The sequence below is a fragment of the Zhongshania sp. genome (assembly GCF_029212375.1).
In the GTDB taxonomy this organism is placed as follows: Bacteria; Pseudomonadota; Gammaproteobacteria; order Pseudomonadales; family Spongiibacteraceae; genus Spongiibacter.
In genome coordinates, this window is sequence record NZ_JARGNU010000003.1 from 1 (window position 1) to 17,254 (window position 17,254).

16 protein-coding genes are annotated in these 17,254 nt (G+C 49.4%); 8 read left to right on the forward strand and 8 right to left on the reverse strand.

Annotation, left to right across the window (positions count from 1 at the left end):
- Window positions 1-368: 368 nt before the first annotated feature.
- Window positions 369-554, forward strand: a complete 186-nt coding sequence (locus P1U47_RS04050; RefSeq protein ID WP_301027302.1) for a hypothetical protein — start codon at window positions 369-371, stop codon at window positions 552-554.
- Window positions 555-613: 59 nt separating this feature from the next.
- Here P1U47_RS04050 and P1U47_RS04055 read toward each other — a convergent pair whose 3' ends face one another.
- Entirely contained in the window at window positions 614-3,940 is a 3,327-nt protein-coding gene (locus P1U47_RS04055; RefSeq protein ID WP_301027304.1) for a mechanosensitive ion channel domain-containing protein, read from the reverse strand.
- A 376-nt stretch (window positions 3,941-4,316) separates the two neighbouring features.
- On the opposite strand from P1U47_RS04055, the gene P1U47_RS17570 reads away from it, so the two are divergent.
- Window positions 4,317-4,436 carry a DUF2892 domain-containing protein gene (locus tag P1U47_RS17570; RefSeq protein WP_366943114.1) on the forward strand — a complete coding sequence of 40 codons (120 nt, stop codon included), beginning with the start codon at window positions 4,317-4,319 and terminating at the stop codon, window positions 4,434-4,436.
- Here P1U47_RS17570 and P1U47_RS04060 read toward each other — a convergent pair.
- Window positions 4,433-4,558 (reverse strand): hypothetical protein, encoded by a 126-nt coding sequence (locus tag P1U47_RS04060; RefSeq protein ID WP_301027305.1) that lies wholly within the window; start codon window positions 4,556-4,558, stop codon window positions 4,433-4,435. The two genes, P1U47_RS17570 and P1U47_RS04060, sit on opposite strands and share 4 nt — an antisense overlap.
- A gap of 360 nt (window positions 4,559-4,918) precedes the next feature.
- On the opposite strand from P1U47_RS04060, the gene corA reads away from it, so the two are divergent.
- From corA to P1U47_RS04075, 3 genes are all read left to right on the forward strand, one after another.
- Complete coding sequence (gene corA, locus P1U47_RS04065; protein ID WP_301027306.1) at window positions 4,919-6,079, forward strand: magnesium/cobalt transporter CorA; 1,161 nt, start codon at window positions 4,919-4,921, stop codon at window positions 6,077-6,079.
- A 57-nt stretch (window positions 6,080-6,136) separates the two neighbouring features.
- A complete protein-coding gene (locus tag P1U47_RS04070) occupies window positions 6,137-6,826 on the forward strand; it encodes a VIT family protein (RefSeq protein ID WP_301027307.1) in 690 nt (229 codons plus the stop codon).
- 269 nt (window positions 6,827-7,095) lie between these two features.
- Window positions 7,096-7,356 (forward strand): hypothetical protein, encoded by a 261-nt coding sequence (locus P1U47_RS04075; RefSeq protein ID WP_301027308.1) that lies wholly within the window; start codon window positions 7,096-7,098, stop codon window positions 7,354-7,356.
- Window positions 7,357-7,420: 64 nt separating this feature from the next.
- Here the strand turns inward: P1U47_RS04075 and P1U47_RS04080 are convergent, their stop codons facing one another.
- Window positions 7,421-8,209 carry a VOC family protein gene (locus P1U47_RS04080; protein WP_301027309.1) on the reverse strand — a complete coding sequence of 263 codons (789 nt, stop codon included), beginning with the start codon at window positions 8,207-8,209 and terminating at the stop codon, window positions 7,421-7,423.
- Window positions 8,210-8,442: 233 nt separating this feature from the next.
- Between P1U47_RS04080 and tadA the strand changes: the two genes are divergently transcribed.
- Window positions 8,443-8,925, forward strand: a complete 483-nt coding sequence (gene tadA / locus P1U47_RS04085) for a tRNA adenosine(34) deaminase TadA (protein WP_301027310.1) — start codon at window positions 8,443-8,445, stop codon at window positions 8,923-8,925.
- Window positions 8,926-9,209: 284 nt separating this feature from the next.
- On the opposite strand, the gene acnB is transcribed toward tadA, so the two are convergent.
- Window positions 9,210-11,837, reverse strand: coding sequence for a bifunctional aconitate hydratase 2/2-methylisocitrate dehydratase (acnB, locus tag P1U47_RS04090; protein ID WP_301027311.1), 2,628 nt, complete (start codon window positions 11,835-11,837; stop codon window positions 9,210-9,212).
- A 351-nt stretch (window positions 11,838-12,188) separates the two neighbouring features.
- Between acnB and P1U47_RS04095 the strand changes: the two genes are divergently transcribed.
- Both P1U47_RS04095 and P1U47_RS04100 read left to right on the forward strand, forming a co-directional pair.
- Entirely contained in the window at window positions 12,189-12,647 is a 459-nt protein-coding gene (locus P1U47_RS04095) for a DUF1289 domain-containing protein (RefSeq protein WP_366943120.1), read from the forward strand.
- 110 nt (window positions 12,648-12,757) lie between these two features.
- Entirely contained in the window at window positions 12,758-13,366 is a 609-nt protein-coding gene (locus P1U47_RS04100) for a tRNA-(ms[2]io[6]A)-hydroxylase (RefSeq protein ID WP_301027313.1), read from the forward strand.
- A 117-nt stretch (window positions 13,367-13,483) separates the two neighbouring features.
- Here P1U47_RS04100 and P1U47_RS04105 read toward each other — a convergent pair whose 3' ends face one another.
- From P1U47_RS04105 to P1U47_RS04120, 4 genes are read right to left on the reverse strand one after another with little or no spacing between them, the layout of a single operon-like run.
- Window positions 13,484-14,053 (reverse strand): ANTAR domain-containing protein, encoded by a 570-nt coding sequence (locus P1U47_RS04105; RefSeq protein ID WP_301027314.1) that lies wholly within the window; start codon window positions 14,051-14,053, stop codon window positions 13,484-13,486.
- Window positions 14,054-14,061: 8 nt separating this feature from the next.
- Complete coding sequence (locus tag P1U47_RS04110) at window positions 14,062-15,360, reverse strand: CmpA/NrtA family ABC transporter substrate-binding protein (protein ID WP_301027316.1); 1,299 nt, start codon at window positions 15,358-15,360, stop codon at window positions 14,062-14,064.
- Between the two features lie 2 nt (window positions 15,361-15,362).
- On the reverse strand, window positions 15,363-16,217 hold the full coding sequence (locus P1U47_RS04115; RefSeq protein ID WP_301027317.1) for an ABC transporter ATP-binding protein: 855 nt from the start codon (window positions 16,215-16,217) through the stop codon (window positions 15,363-15,365).
- A gap of 16 nt (window positions 16,218-16,233) precedes the next feature.
- On the reverse strand, window positions 16,234-17,247 hold the full coding sequence (locus P1U47_RS04120; RefSeq protein WP_301027318.1) for an ABC transporter permease: 1,014 nt from the start codon (window positions 17,245-17,247) through the stop codon (window positions 16,234-16,236).
- Window positions 17,248-17,254 lie beyond the last annotated feature (7 nt).

Genomic DNA, 17,254 nt, shown 5'->3' on the forward strand with positions numbered 1-17,254 from the left:
AATAATTGACGGGTATTGTCTCTTATTAAGGCGTCCGGTTCATTCAACCAGAACACGGATCAAGTCCGGTATGACCGCTATCCAGTCGATATAACTGCTTTTTTAGTTGGTATGACTGCGTTTTCGGCCGGTATGGTGGTGTTTTTTGCTCGGCATGACATCTTTTTCAAGGTCGGCATGGCTGTTTTTACGCTCGGTATGGCTGCAAATTTTACAGTACTTTGCCTCATCTCCTGCGTTGTCATTCTGAACTTGATTCAGAATCTAATGCCGCAGTCGTTGAATATTGGCTTAAGGCTGGTATAACAGAGAAACAGGGTTTCCACTTTTTCTTAATCTAGCAAAGGTATAGCAACTTGATATTGATTATGAAAACTGAGTTCGAGAACCTGCAACAGAATGATGCACACTCTTATGATGTGGATACCAATTCCGATAAACAGGTTCTTAAAATCTATTGCGGCGAGGTGTTGATCGCCAAAAAGATCAAGCAGAAAAAATCGATTCGCTACTTTGGGGTTCGGGATTACCAGCAGTATCTAAACTTGGTTTAATTACTGCTTTTCTCAAGTAGGAAACTGGCGGCCGTCCTTGGCTGCTGTGATTTTGTGGGCTATTTCTCTTCCTCTGATCGAATCCATATGTCCCGCTGTGGAAACGGAATTTCTATTTCATGTTTTCTTAAGATTGCCTCTATTTCCACGTGAATCTCGTGAATTAAGGGCATGATGTCGAGCATGCTGGGCACAAATACGCGCAGTTCAAAGTTGAGGCTGCTGTCGCCAAAGCCAACAAAAAACACCGATGGTGGCGGATCTTTGGTAATGCGGCGGTTGTCGTCTATGACTTTAGAGAGCAATTTATGCACGGCAAGCACATCTGATCCGTAAGCAACGCCTACTTTTATAATTTGCCGAGTAATGGAGTCGCTTAGTGTCCAGTTGGTGAGCTGTTCGGTTATAAAGGTTTTGTTGGGAATTATCTGTTCTTTGCGATCCCAGTCGGTGAGTGTTGTTGCGCGTATACGAATGCGCGTTACGGTTCCGGTGTGGTTGCCTACGGTAACGGTGTCGCCAACGCGGATTGGGCGTTCGAATAAAATGAGCAGGCCAGAGACAAAGTTGGCTACGATTTCTTGTAAACCAAAGCCCAGACCGACGCCTAAAGCGGCGACGAGCCATTGCAGTTTTGACCACTGGGCACCAATAATATTGAGCGAAACGATAATCCCAACCAGTACGATAATATATTTCACTACCGTGGTAATTGCATAGCTGCTACCAGCTTCTAGCCGCAGTTTGCGAAGGATTGATATTTCTAATATGCCCGGTAGGTTGCGTGCGCCCAAGTAGGTTAATGTCATCATGATGATGGCAATGATGCCGTCGGCAAGGGTGATTGCCTTTTCGCCCATGGCGGGGTTTGCGCCCGCCACATGCCAGAGTTCAACATTATTGAGTACACTCAGAGCCGGTAGTATTTCTGCCCATAAATCCCAGACTAAAACGATTGCTGCAACTGCCGTTAACAAGCCCACAAAACCTCTGGTTTGCTGGGTAATGGTGTCCATATCGTATTCGGTGGCTTCAATTGCTTCTGGCATTCCCTCACCGGCATTGTCGGCCGCTTGGCGATTTGCATTTTGAGCTTGCTCTGTTTTGCGTTTCAGGCGCAGCCGTTCAAGGGTCATGCGCCGTTCTATCACCGAAAATATTCGTAAACTTAGCGAGTAAAGTATGAAGAGCATGGCCAGTAAACAAGCACTTACAAATAGCTTGCTTTGAATTAGTAGTGCCGAAAAATGATAGCCGTACCAAGAGAGACCGAGCAGAATTAACGGAATGCTAACAGCCAAGCCATGTGCGATGTATTTAATGGTGATTTGGCGGCGAGAAACGTGGTTTCTCAAATGCAGGAGCTTCCATAATACGCGGTGCGCTACGTAGGCTAGCGCAAGCGACGAAACCCCGAAAAGTAGCCGGCTAATAATTGTATTGCCATCGTTGGTGTGGTCTGCAATGGGGATAAAAAGGGCGACAAAAACCAGTGTTAAGGTGAGCCACGGTAGGTGCTTTCTAATTACGGCAAGTATGTCTAACCGCCATTTAAAATGGAATTCGGCAATTCCGTCGGTTCTGCATATTTCGCGAAACACATTCAGCAATAACCATAGGCCAGCTGCATTCTTTAATCCTAGGTGAATCTGTTGTGTGGATGTGCCGCCGTCGGCCGTTAATACGGCAAGAAAGCCAAGTATTAAGGGGCCAGGTGAGGCGAGTACAAGTGATATGAGTAATGCTGTGGCCGTGTAGGAAAATCGGTCTCGATTGACTTTGCCAACGTTAATGGCCAAGGTTTTTAAGAGCTTAAGTAGTCGCGGCTTGAGTAACAGAGTTAGCCCAGGAACGACAAACAAAAAAAGCAGCCATTTATTATTCCATTGCAGGTTTTTTGCCACAACATTTGTTTGCCATTGCGGTAAGCGTTCTGACCACGGCGAGCTTTGCTGGGCAGTTTGTTTTAGTTGAACCCACAGTGGTGTCGTGCTGGGAATCCATAGTAAACGGCTATTGAGAAGTTTAATGTATTCGGCGGTTTTTACATTCAGGGCAATATTTTCGCTTCGGGTAGTCATTATTGCATCAATGTACCGGCGGTAGATCTTGGCGCCGTCCTGAAGTAGTCGCGCTTTTTCCTCGTGCAATTCATTGCGTTGTGAACCCGTCCCACTAAGGTCAGTTTTGGTCATTAAATATTGGCGATCTTCTAGCCGAAGCTTACTAAGTTGGGCGCGGGCAAGTTCTTCATTTAGCGTTTTCGGTTTTAGTGTCAGGGCCGAGCGTTGGAAAAACTGTTGGCGCTGAGCCAGTAAATCGACCCCTAAGGTCGACAGGCGATCTGCACCAGTTATTGCAAGTTGCTGGGCCATGCTGTTGGCGTAGCGCTCTACGTAAGCGCGCTCGTCGCGCAATACGCCCAATTTAATAAGCAATTCATCGGTGCGGGCGGTGATATGGGCAATATCGCTAGCGAGCTCGGCGTTTTCTTTGGCAATTGTTTTAATATCTTCGGCAGCATTTTCTAATTGAATGAGATGCTGCTGGGCGCGCTCAGCGACCGCATTAGCTTGATTGCGACGGGCGCTGCTAACCGCTTCTTGCAGTTTGCCAATGGCTTGATTGGTGATATTGATTTTGCGTACCACTAAACGCTGTTGAAGATCCAAAACTTCAAGCCTGGAGTCTCTGGAGATTAATCGTTGTCGCAATAATTCGACGCGGGCATTTGCGGCATCGCGTTCGCTCACGTTATAGGTTCTGCGTGCTTTGGCGAGTTCCGTGGTGTCACTTTCTGGGCTCTCTGCCAATTGCATTTCTGCGGCCGATTGCTTTTGTAATGCTGCTTCAATAAGTAGCGACACGTCTTGTTGCGCCGTTAAAATTTGGGCATTTATTGAGGTTTCTTCGCTGTGGAGTTCGAGCAATGTTGCCTGCTGATCCAGTAGCCTCTGCTCCAGCAGCCCCAGCTTGCCGCTAACATCGACCTCTGGAAAGCGTTGGTCGAGTTTGCGCTGAATGTCGGCCACGCGGGATGCGGCGTTGGCTATTTGGTCTATATAGCCCTGCGCTTGATTGCGGTCTTCGGTTGCTAACGCAAGGTTAGCGATCGATTTTTGATAGAGTTGAACAGCAAAATCGCGCTGTTCTGGGCTGATATTTTCTGAGGATTGAACAGCATTCAGCTGAAGTTGGATATCAGTACTTGTTTGCGGGGTAAGGGCAGACGCCGCGAAGCTAGGGCTTGCCGTCATGCCGAGCAGTAATAAAATCACGCCGATGGTGTTTGCGGCGTGGCGGCGCCACTGCTGGCTTGCGTGAGCCGAGTAGTACCCTATGGCAGCGGCAGGGGTGTTTAGGCTCGATAGTGGTGGGGCACCCAATTTTATCCTCCTTAAAGGTGGGGAAGCGTGGTTAGCTAGTAGATGGTTTTGTGGTGGAGATAACATGAGCTGCCTTTTTGGTGTTCAGAGCCTATTCAAAATGCTGGCTTAGCCTAACGGGTGTTGTCAGTTGATGTGGTCATTCCGTCTTGGATGAGACGCTATGTTGAGCTATTGCTAAAAATGCATGAACTGACGTTACCAGAAATGAAAGCTGACGCGTATAAATAAAGAATGGCTCGGTAGCGAGCGACTTACTGTAAAGGATAAGGATTTTCTTAAACCGTTCAATTTACGCAGTCGGCCAGTCGGCCTTGCGGCAGTGGGGTTTGGATTACGGTCAGGTTGATGCGACCTTAGATGCTTTAAGTAGAGTATGTATTTTAAATCATGGTTAGGTGCAATTGGGGTTGTTCCTCTTCTCACTGGTGCATTAGGTTGGTGCCCACTATACGTGCCGTTCGGTAAGAGTAGTTGTAAAACTAAAACCAATTAAATTATTTGTTTGTGATCAATGTCGCCAAGGAAGGGTGCTAGTGCGGTAAATCGTATATCCACCACGCTGCCGCGCACCGATACAATTGTGCCTTGCTTGAGCGTGCTGACATTTGTCTTCATGCACTAATTCCCATGCCTGTGTACTTGGCGCGACTTACGTAAAAGGCCTGCGCGGTAGCGAACTTAGTTGTAGCGTTCGGCGGCGATGCTATATTTCGCTTTCTGATTGAGTATACAGCGTGATGGGCGCGAGAATACAAAATTTAGTTAAGCCGCTCGGTTCTAGTGGAACGGTATACAGCCACACTTACAAACTGATTTTGATGGCTGGCGGCTGATAACGCCCTTGTTCTCTGTTATGGCGTTTGGTTTTGCACCAAGGCATGATTGCAATGTGCGACGCTGGAAATAAGATAGTGCGACAGCGTGTTATGGATGGCTGGAGCTTGTAATAATACTTAGGGACGCGCAGGAAACACCATGAATAAAAAAAGCCGCTTACGTGACTCTGCACTGCGATTGTCTGGACTAAGTCGTATTAGAAAACAGGGGCGTCGAGTAAAGCCTGGCGAGTTGCCTGGCATAGAACATGTCGCCGCGGCATTGATTGCACCGGCGCCGGGCAGTGTTGCTATTAGCTATATTGATTATAGCGCTGACCAAATTGAAACCGGTACTATCAGTAATCTTGACGAGTTTCTCGACAAACCCATGCCAAGTTGGGTTGCGGTTAGGTGGATCAACGTTAGTAATATGCATCCGTATGTTATTAACCAGTTTCGGCAGCATTTCGAATTTCACACGCTTACCGCCGAAGACGTATTGCATGTTACTCAGCGTCCCCGTGTGGAAAGTTTTGATGACCATCTTTTTGTGGTGTTGCGAATGCTACAATTGCTTCAACATAACGCTGCAGGCGAGGCGAAGGATTGGACACTTGATACCGAGCAGGTAAGTATTTTTCTTTATGACAAAGTATTGATTACCTTCCAAGAAAAATTGGGTGATGTTTGGCAACCAATTCGGGAACGTCTGCACACAGAAGGCGTGCGCCTTCGAAAAAATGGCCCAGGTTATTTGTTATACGCGATGCTAGATGCAGTGGTAGACCATTGTTTTCCGGTACTTGAACACTATGGCGATTTGCTCGAAGACCTTGAAATACTTACCTTGGAGTACCCCTCGCCAGATGTGCTGCGGCGGATTCATTGCGTTAAACGTGAATTGGCGCTATTGCGACGCATTGTTTGGCCGATGCGGGAGCTTGTTGATCATTTGTATCGTGAGGAGGAGGGTCGAATCAATGAATCGACGCGGCCGTATTTGCGCGATGTTTATGAGCATACAATTCAGATCGTTGAAATTATCGAATCGTATCGTGAGATAGCCAGTGGCCTTACCGATCTCTATATGTCGGCGGTTTCAAACCGTATGAACGAGATTATGAAGGTGCTGACCATTATGTCATCTGTGTTTATTCCCTTAACATTCATTGCTGGCGTGTATGGAATGAATTTTCAATTTATGCCGGAGCTCTCCTTACGGTGGGGCTATCCGGTAGTTTGGGGTGTATTTGTGGTGCTCACTATTGGCATGGTGTTATTTTTTAAACGTAAAGGCTGGCTAAGCGCGGGTAGATGAACACGGGACGATAGCTAAGTGCTAAGCCCATTTAACATAAGCGGAGACCATTAAGGTATGTCACACCAAGAACTTCACCGTCAACACCGAGTAGGTTGGTTGCGAGCCGCCGTACTGGGCGCTAACGACGGCATAGTGTCTACCGCAAGTTTGATCATCGGGGTAGCGGCGGCAAACTCAGATCATGGCGCTATTGTTGTGGCTGGTACCGCGGGATTAGTTGCTGGGGCCATTTCGATGGCGGCGGGCGAATACGTTTCAGTGTCGTCGCAGGCAGATACTGAGAAGTCAGATCTGTTGCAAGAGCGCTTAGCGATAGAAAATGATTATGAAGGCGAAGTCCTTGAACTGGCTGAGATATATGAGCAGCGTGGCCTTGAACCGGAGTTATCAGTTACCGTTGCGCGGCAGTTGATGGCGCACGATGCACTTGGCGCGCATTCTCGCGATGAAATTGGCATTTCGGAATTAACGCAAGCACAGCCGGTTATAGCTGCATTTTCTTCTGCGCTTAGCTTTAGTGTTGGTGCGGCGCTGCCCTTGCTTACTGTGCTATTTTACAAATCACCCGATGTGAGTCTGTTGGTCGCGATTTTGTCATTGTTTTTTCTGGCGGCCTTAGGTGCGGTATCGGCCTATTTAAGCGGCGCAAAAATATATACGGGTGTTGTTAGAGTCACCCTGTGGGGGGCGCTCGCGATGGCTGCCACCGCGCTCGTTGGTATTGCATTTGATGTTGCGGTGTAGGTATTTATGTTGCGAACTTTTCGATAAGGCCGGGTAAATATTAACGGCCAAACCCAAAAGATTAATTTTTATAAAGCAGGGTGGGGCATGTCAAAAATATGTAAGGTGTTGTTGCGCTGCTGCTAATGGGTTTGTGTAATTTATGTAAGCTATTTATTGGGAAGCCGGTAGCTGTTCGCGTTTACTTGATTTGAATCAATTCACTTTTCCACAAAACCGATAGTATTTACTTAGCGCATTATTGCAGCCTTAGCATTGGAGAGTTGGCGATGAGTACTAAGCAAAATTTCAACGACATGGTCGAAAAATTACGTGAGCAGCGTGACGAAATCAATGTGAAGATTCATTTGGCGAATATGGAAGTACGTGATGAATGGGAAGAGCTAGAGCAAATGTGGGGCCAGCTCGTGGATAAAACCAAACGCGTGGGTAAAGAGGTGGAACCCGCCGCCGAGGGTGTGCACGCCGCAATTTCCCTTTTGGGCGAACAAATTACAGATGGTTATCGTAAAGTTAAGCGCGCTTTGTAAGGTAAGTCTAAGAAGGCGGCGTCGGTGATTTGAGGCCGCCTAGTTTCGTCACCAAGTTACTGACTTATGTTCCGGCTTTCCGTTGACCTACGAGTGAAAATACCGCGCCCTGTGGGTCGAGTCCTTGAATGGTGTATTCGTCGCCTGGAATTGGGTCTGGGCCAGTTAATATCGTTCCGCCGCCAGCCTTTACTTTTTCGACCGCGATATCAATGTCTGCAACTCTGAAATAGTAATTCCACATTGGCCGTGGCATAGCTTCTGGACTTGGCATTATTGCGCCGATCATGTGATCGTGACGTAAAAACTCGTACGTACCCATTGGCCCCATATCCATTTCGCTGTCTTTAATCCAGCCAAATTCCTTGCCATAGAATGAGCGCGCCCCAGCGGGGTTGCTGCTCATTAACTCGTTCCACGCGCAGTGTCCGTCCCTAGGGTGGTCAGCGGCAAAGGCAAGACTGGCTTCGTCGCTAAGCCCCCGCATAATATAAAACAGCGCGCCCTGGGGGTCGCTTACCATCGCGATACGGCCAACATCAGGAATGTCAGTTGCCGGCATTATTTCTGTGCCACCGGAGGTGATGATCCGCTCAATACAGGCGTCAACGTCGTCTGCGGCGAGATAGCCTAGCCATATTGGTTGCGCGCCGCCTGCTTTCATCTCAGTCGTAATCTGTAGCATGCCACCAATGTCGGCGCTGGCTTTGGCGGTGATAATCGTATAATCCATCTCGGCTTGGCCGCTATCGTTGAATTCCCAGTCGAGTACATTTCCGTAGAATGATTGCGCGAGATCAGTATTGTCTGTTAGCAGCTCGTACCAGATGAAATCGCCGTGTTTGTTGGCCATGCTTATTCTCCTTATAATTTAGTCCACTGCTTAATGCTACTCGTCGCCGACGCGAGGGCCGAGGGCTAAATCGACACTAGCACAGAATTTTTACAGTTTTTAGTATGTTCTCGGCTAGCAGTGGTGCGGTCATTTATAGGCTAAAATAGCGAATACATATAATTTGGGGTGAAATCCGTGGAGGCGAAGAATGCTGGGCAGTAAGCACGAGGTTTTTCAGTGGCGTAGTATGCGTGTCTGAATTTTCCGACGAGTATTGGATGCGCCATGCTTTGGGATTGGCGCAGCAGGCGGATTTGGCGAATGAGGTGCCAGTTGGCGCGATTATCGTTAAAGATAATGAGCTTATTGCCGAGGCTTTTAATCAGCCAATCAGCAGCGCAGACCCTACAGCTCACGCGGAAATTGTCGCGCTGCGCAGTGCGGCGCGAAGCCTGAATAATTATCGTTTGCCGGATACCACGCTTTATGTGACCGTTGAGCCCTGCGCGATGTGCGCTGGGGCAATTATTCACAGCCGTATTAAGCGCGTGGTGTATGGCGCGGCAGAGCCAAAAGCGGGGGCAGTGTGCAGTCATTTGCAGCTGTTCGACCAGCCACAAATGAATCATCGCGTAGAGTGGCTTGGCGGTGTGCTGGCTGCGGAGGCCACGGCTGTATTGCAGGCATTTTTTACGCGCCGCCGTGAAGAAAAGCGGGCTTTGAAGAAAGGCTGATTAAAGTTTTTTGTAAGTTAGCCTGCTAGAGTGGTTTTCGCCTCGCTGCGCAACTCGCCTTCGGCTCAAACAGTGCTCGCTAAAGGCCCCGCTCAGTTTCTGTGATGCTCAGCGAGCTCAAAGGGGATTTGCCTGGCCGGTAGTCGATGCGCATAAGTTCAATACAATGCGCTAAGACATGTGATGAATCTAAAAACATATAATCTAGGCATAATGTTACTGGCACAAAAAAGCCGCCCGAAGGCGGCTCTCTCAACAACGTAAGTCTAAGACTTACATCATGTTTACATACTTACTTCGGTAATTTCTACTGAAGCAATACGCTTACCTTCTTCCGCACCTTTCTGGAAAGACGCAATTTGATCGAAGTTCATGTAGCGATAAATCTCGCTAGACATGGCATCCAGATCTTTGCAGTATTCCATATACTCAGCCGGTGTTGGCAGGCGGCCCAGAATCGCGCCAACCGATGCTAACTCAGCAGAGGTCAGGTAGACATTGGCGCCATTGCCAAGACGGTTAGGGAAGTTACGGGTTGAGGTAGACAGCACAGTAGCGCCATCGGCAACACGTGCTTGGTTACCCATGCACAGTGAACAGCCTGGCATTTCGGTACGTGCACCAGAAGCGCCAAAGATGTTGTAGTAGCCTTCTTCCATCAGGGTGTGCTGATCCATTTTAGTCGGTGGCGAGATCCACAGACGGGTGTTCAGCGTGCCTTTGTTGGCGTCGAGCAGCTTACCAGCGGCGCGGAAGTGACCGATATTGGTCATGCAGCTACCAATGAAGACTTCGTCTACTTTGTCGCCAGCAACTTCAGACAGCAGCTTGGCGTCGTCTGGGTCGTTAGGGCAGCAAACTACAGGCTCTATCAACTGGTCTAGGTCAATTTCGATAACCGCAGCGTACTCAGCATCGGCATCGCCTTCGAGCAGGCTTGGGTTGGCCAGCCATGCTTCCATATTGGCAGCGCGGCGCTCTAGGGTGCGTGGGTCGCCATAGCCTTCGCTTACCATCCAGCGCAGCAGGGTGATGTTAGAGCGCAGGTATTCAGAGATTTCTGGAATGCCTTGCTTGATGGTACAGCCAGCGGCTGAACGCTCTGCAGAGGCGTCAGACAATTCAAATGCCTGCTCAACAGTCAAACCAGCCAAGCCTTCGATTTCAAGAATACGACCAGAGAAGATGTTCTTCTTGCCTTTTTTCTCAACGGTCAGGTGGCCTTCTTTAATGGCTTGGTAAGGAATGGCGTGAACTAGGTCGCGCAGGGTAATGCCAGGCTGCATTTTGCCTTTAAAGCGAACCAGTACTGATTCGGGCATATCCAGTGGCATAACGCCGGTCGCGGCAGCAAAAGCAACCAGACCAGAACCCGCTGGGAAAGAAATGCCCATTGGGAAGCGAGTGTGTGAGTCACCGCCGGTGCCAACAGTGTCTGGCAGCAACATGCGGTTCAACCAGCTGTGGATGATACCGTCGCCGGGACGCAGTGAAACACCGCCACGGGTCATGATGAAGTCTGGCAGGTTGTGCTGGGTGTCGATGTCGATTGGCTTGGGGTAAGCCGCAGTGTGACAGAAGGACTGCATGGTCAGGTCGGCAGAGAAACCGAGGCAGGCCAAGTCTTTCAGCTCGTCGCGGGTCATTGGGCCAGTGGTGTCTTGCGAACCAACGGTGGTCATTTTGGGTTCGCAGTAAGTGCCTGGGCGAATACCAGTACCTTCGGGAAGACCGCAGGCGCGACCAACCATTTTTTGCGCCAAGGTGTAGCCTTTGCCAGTGTCGGCGGGCTGCTCGGGCAGACGGAATAGGGTAGAGGTGGGCAGACCCAGCGATTCACGGGCTTTAGCGGTTAGGCCACGACCGATAATCAGGTTGATACGGCCGCCAGCGCGCACTTCGTCAAGCAATACCGGTGACTTCAGTTCGAAGGTGCTTAGGGTGGCACCAGTTTCAACATTTTTGATCACGCCGTCGTAGGGGCGGATTTCAATCACGTCGCCCATGCTTAGCTCGTCAACGGGGGCTTCAAAGACCAGTGCGCCAGCATCTTCCATGGTGTTGTAGAAGATAGGAGCCACTTTGCTGCCGATACAAATACCGCCAGAGCGCTTATTAGGCACGCCGGGCATATCGTCGCCAAAGAACCACAGTACCGAGTTGGTGGCTGATTTACGTGAAGAACCAGTACCAACAACATCGCCAACGAAGGCAATGGGGTGGCCTTTTTCTTTCAGCGTGCCGATCAATTTAAGTGGGCCAACACTGCCTTGCACGTCGGGCTTAATGCCATCGCGTTCCATTTTAAACATCGCCAGTGCGTGCAGTGGGATGTCTGGGCGCGACCATGCATCTGGCGCTGGTGACAGGTCATCGGTATTGGTTTCGCCGGTGACTTTAAATACGGTGTTAACAATGCTTTCGGCAACTTCAGGGCGGTTGGTGAACCACTCTGCGTCTGCCCAGCTTTGAATCACTTCTTTCGCCAGTGCATTACCGGCTTTAGATTTTTCTTCTACGTCGTGGAAGGCGTCAAACATCAGCAGCGTGTGCTTAAGCTCTTCGGCGGCGAGTTTGGCAAGGTCGGCGTGGTCGAGGAGGTCTACCAAGGTCACAATATTGTAGCCGCCGTGCATATTGCCCAGCAGTTTAACTGCGAGCTCTTTGCTAATTAGGGGGCTACTGGCTTCGTCTTTAACGATGGCAGACAGGAAACCGGCTTTTACATAAGCGGCTTCGTCGACACCTGGTGGTACACGGTTGGAGATCAGGTCAACTAGGGTTGCTTCTTCACCCGCTGGTGGAGTTTTAAGCAATTCAATTAGGCCCGCGACTTGTTCAGCGTTGAGTGGCTGGGGAACAATGCCTTGCGCCGCGCGTTCGTCGACGTGTTTCCGATATGCTTCAAGCACAGTGTAACTCCTCTTTTCAGTTTCGGTACCCGTATCCGCCGGGATCGCCGGGGCCGGGGCTATCGATGCCCATCATCGATGCGAAATAGGGGGTTGCAAGTATACTGAAAAACCACACATACGTTAAGGAATCTCTGCAGAAGTAGGTGCTTAGCCAGTCTTTCTTCGCCTCGTCAGACGTCCGACGTCAGGCGTCTGACGATTTGCGGTCTTTGCTGTAGCTTGGGGCGAGGGGAATTAGATAGTAATATTGTCAGCTTTCATTATTGACCAAGCTTGCCAGCTCCTAGGGTGCTGGCTTACCCTTTACGCTGTATTTCACCTATTTATCTGGAGTCTGGCTTGGCTGTTGTGCGTCCTCGTGTGGTAACCCCTTGTATTGGTGTTTGTTCGACGGCACTGGGGGACGAGGTATGCCGCGGTTGTAAGCGTTATAGCCACGAGGTGATTGACTGGAATAGCTATAGCGATGATCAGAAGCAGATTATTGATCAGCGCTTAGACGGCTTTTTGGTTCAGGTCATCGAAAATAAGCTCCGCATCAATGATGTCACGCTCTTGGAGTGGCAGCTGCAAACCCAGCGAATTCGCTATCCTGCGCATAAAAGTCCCTATATTTGGCTGTTTCAGTTGTTGCGGGCAGGGGCGGGGCAGATCAGTGATAGCGCTCAGTTTGGCTTTAGTATTGACGCAGAGTATCGCGATGAACCCTTAGTATCGCTGCGCGATATGATTGATCGCGAGTTTTATCTGCTTTCAGAGGCGTATTATCAGCGTTATATTGGCCGATATTTAAGCCGAGAGTCGTAGTTCGTCCTACTCGCCGTTTTTATCCCCCTATTGCTCCTGAAAACCCCTTCACTTTGCTATACTGCGCCGGCTTTTCTGCCTCGCCTTAATTTGATTGGATGCGTTTTGTCATGTCTGTAGATATTAGTGAAATACTTGAATTCCTGCCCTGCGAGACGCCGCAGGGCTGGATAGACGCCGCTTTGCGTTTTCCTGAAGAAATGCTGATCGATCACGCTAATTGCGAGAAAAAAGCAGCGGGCACCGCCTTGAATCTCATGTTTCGCCATGTCGATAAGCCGGATCTGCTCATGAAAATGTCGAAACTGGCACGTGAAGAGTTGCGCCATTTTGAGCAGGTTATGAGTATTATGAAAAAACGCGGTATTGAATATCGGCATCTTTCATCAGCAAATTACGCCAATGGTTTGCGCACCGGCGCTCGCACCAGCGATCCCCATAAATTGGTCGATATTTTAATTATTGGTGCGATTATCGAAGCGCGCTCCTGCGAGCGCTTCGCGAAAATAGCCCCGCTGCTAGACCCTGAGTTGGGCGCGTTCTATACCTCGTTACTAAAATCTGAAGCGCGGCATTTCAAAGATTATTTGGCATTGGCTGAGCGTTACGCTGTTGAGCCAATAGCGCCGCGGGTGGATTTCTTTCGAGAAAAGGAACAGCGCTTAATTGAAACGGTAGAAGAAGAGTTTCGCTTTCATAGTGGCCCATTGGCGGCCTGAAGTCTGCGCATTAAAACTTGGCGACCATGAGGGGCTTGCGTGTACCGTCCGTCTCCCATCAAGCATTCAGCCGTGCTCGCTCACAAACGTGAGGATTTGGTTGGCATGGTGCAAGGCTTAAATAAAAGAGCCGGTATCGAGTAATTGCCGCGCGACATCAGTAACCGGTTTACGTTGACGATCTGCATTTTTATTTAATAAATCGGTGGCTTGATCCTCTGTTAGTCCATAGGTGTCCATAATAAATTTCTTGGCTTTATTCAGGGATTGACGAGCATCGGTGGTTGGCTTGAGCGCTTCTACCTCTGCGCGCAGCTGGTTTACGCTGTGAAAATAGCTGATGGCGATGTCGATTAGTGACTGCAGCAAGGCTGTGGGCACGGCGTCGATGGCATAAAGGCTAATACCTGCTTCTGACGCTAGGCGGTTGATACTTTCAGAACGATTGCCGCCTAAATTTATTACTGTGCGCGGTGCGCCTTTTTGGAGCTGAGCCAAATGTTCTAAGGTGTCGCGATTGGGGGAGTTGGTGTCGACCAGAATGATCTCGGGGTGCAGCTCGCCGACCAATTGATAAATATCGGCGTCGCTGTCAGTGACGCTCAATAATTCTATACCTGCCCAAGTAATAATAGCGTCGATTTTCTTTGCGCGATGTTCATCAATATCAATCAGTAACACTTTCATTTAAGGGGTTAAACCTCTTTTCGGGTATTAATTAGGCGGAGCGCGGGAATGTCGGCCTTGGACAGATTTTGTTTTTCTAGGTATTTGATAATGCCGCCAACACTAATAACTTGCCCGTCTAAAAACTGATTGGGGCCGATGTGTTGCGATTTAGTCAAAATCATTTTCTCATGCAAATTGCCTTCGGTTTTACGGTCAATACTCGGGCACTCGATACCGACTGCTGCTGCGGCAATGCGGAATAGGCTTGGCTTATAAACAGCTGCTACTGTTTCCTCAATATTTACGGGGGTAGTTAGCTGCCCCCAGCGATACATTTGCGAAATAAACCACTCGGCGTGGTTGAGCCACGGAAAATTGGCTGAATAGCGATGGAATACGTGAAAGTCTTCGACCTTTTCCGCAGGTAGGCCGTGGTGTTTTAGGGATGAGCCCGTCAGCGATAGTGCGACGGTTTCTTCGGGTAGGGCGATATAGGCGGCTTGGCTAATAATTTTTGCAGTGGCCCTACGGTTTTCCTTTTTGTCGAGCCAAATGCAGGCTTTTATTAAGGCGCGTAGCATAGCCTGGTGGGTGAGCGGGTTTTCTTTTGACCAGCTTTCGCTAACCGCAAATACCTTCTCTGGGCTGTTATTCCACAACTGGTATTTGGTGGCGACCACATGGCCGATTTGCTGCTGCACGGCGAGGGTATTCCACGGCTCGCCAACACAAAACCCGTGGATATCGCCATCGGTCATGGCGGTTACCATTTTGGGGGGCGGAATAACGACAATCTCAATATCGCGATCTGGATCAATGCCTGCACTGGCTAACCAATAGCGTAATTCATAGCTTTGGGTTGAGCAGGGATAGACCACCCCAAAACGCAATTTTGGCCTTTTGCTGCGCTTGTTTTCCTCAATTAAGCACTGCAGTGCTTGGGCGGCAATGAGCGGGCTAAACTCGCAGCGCGAATCTATTTCATATAGGTGTTTGTAGAGTTGATTGTTGATGGTAATGGCATTGCCGTTAAGGTCGAGCACCATGGCGCTGACCATGTCTATTTTGGGGCCGCCAACACCGAGCCTGGACGCCACTGGAATAGATGCCAGCATTTGCGCGCCGTCTAATATCCCCAAGCCAACCTTGTCGCGAATTCCCGCCCACGATGCTTCTCGAGAAAGGGTGACATTAAGACCTTCACCGGCAAAGTAGCCTTTTTCTTGGGCGATAACCAGCGGCGCGCAGTCAGTTAGGGGGATAAAACCCAAGGTGACATCGGGCTTTTCAAGTTGCAGGCCATTCCTATTATTAATGGTTCCCATATTCAGGCTCCAACGGCTTTTTTAACGTCCGCCACAGGCGCTATAGCGGGTTTGGCTTGTGAGGGCGGGGTATCTGACTTCGCTTGCTTTTGGTGCAAGAACGTTAGCACTGCCGCGCGGTAGTGGTTGTAATCTGAGTTGTCAGCCAAGGCTAGTCGATCCCTTGGTCTGGGCAAATCAATATTGAGAATTTCGCCCACTCTGGCCGCAGGACCATTGGTCATCATAACAATTCGATCGGAAAGTAATACTGCCTCGTCCACATCGTGGGTAATGAGAATGACGGTATTGTTTAGTTCGGCTTGGATTTCCATTAACGCGTCTTGCAGGTGGGCGCGGGTAAGGGCGTCGAGAGCGCCAAAAGGCTCGTCCATTAGCAGTACTTTAGGTTCCATCGCCAAGGCTCTGGCAATGCCAACCCGCTGTTTCATACCGCCGGAAATCTCGGCGGGTAACTTGTGACTGGCGTGGGACATGTGTACCAAGGCGAGGTTGTGCTCCACCCACTGGTGCATTTCAGCCTTGGATTTTTTGCCCTTAAAAACCTGTTTAACAGCGAGCTCTACGTTTTGGTACACCGTGAGCCAAGGGAATAAAGAGTGGTGTTGAAATACTACCGCGCGGTCTGGGCCGGGGGCGTTAACCTCTTTGGATTCGAGTATTACCGCACCTTCAGTCGCTTCATAAAGTCCAGCAACGATATTGAGTACGGTTGATTTACCACAGCCCGAATGGCCGATTAGTGAGATAAATTCACCGCGATCAATTTTTAAGTCGACCTTGTCCAAGGCTTTAAATGGGCCGGTTTTGGTGGGAAATTCAATGCTAATTTGTGAAATATCAAGATAAGTAGACATGTCGGCATCCTTGGTTTCAGGCTTCGTCGTGGGCAATGACTTTGTGAAGAGTATGCATAAATGAGTCCAGAATGAATCCAACAAAGCCGATGGTAATCACTGCAACCATAATGCGAGCGAGGGACTCGGAGCTGCCATTTTGAAACTCATCCCAAACGAATTTTCCAAGGCCTGGGTTTTGGGCCAGCATTTCTGCGGCAATTAAGACCATCCAGCCAATGCCTAGGGAGATGCGCAGGCCTGTGAAGATCATAGGTAGCGCTGCCGGTATGGCTATTTTGTGGACCCGTGTGAACCAGCCAAGCTGGATAACACGACCAACATTAATTAGGTCTTTGTCGATATTGGCAACACCGACGGCAGTATTGATTAACGTCGGCCACATGCAGCACAGGGTGACGGTGATGGCTGAGTTTATAAATGATTTGGATAAAGCTGGGTCGTCACTTACGTATACCGCACTAACCACCATGGTCACGAGCGGCAGCCATGCCAAAGGTGATACTGGTTTAAGAATCTGAATAATTGGCGTAATGGCGGTGTTTAGTAGTGGGCTTAGGCCGCACATTATTCCAATGGGCACCGCGATAAGTGAGGCGACTAGAAAGCCGGTAAAAACAGTAATGAGGCTGGTAAAGATTTGGTCGAAATACGTCGGCTTACCGGTGTAGTCTCGAATCTTAACTTCTGCGTCGGGGTTTTTTGCGAGCTTTGCGTCATTGCGCTTGGTTTGGCGCTCATAAAATGCAACTGCCTTTTCACGCTCTGCCAAATGCTCCTGATATAAGCCCTGTGCTGCTGTTACCACGGCGGTAGGGCCGGGGAAAGTGCCAAGGCTAGTGTCAATGCGCGATGCGGCAGTTGACCAAATGGCGAGAAATACCAAGATGGCGATCAACGGCAGACCAATAAGGCGGACAATTTCTTGTAATTGCTCGCGGGGGCTCTCCCAGCTGGCAAGTTTAATGAGTGGGACTAGCCATGCGAAACCGGCAACACTCAAGTAATGCAGGGTGTTTTGTTTAAACATAAGTGCT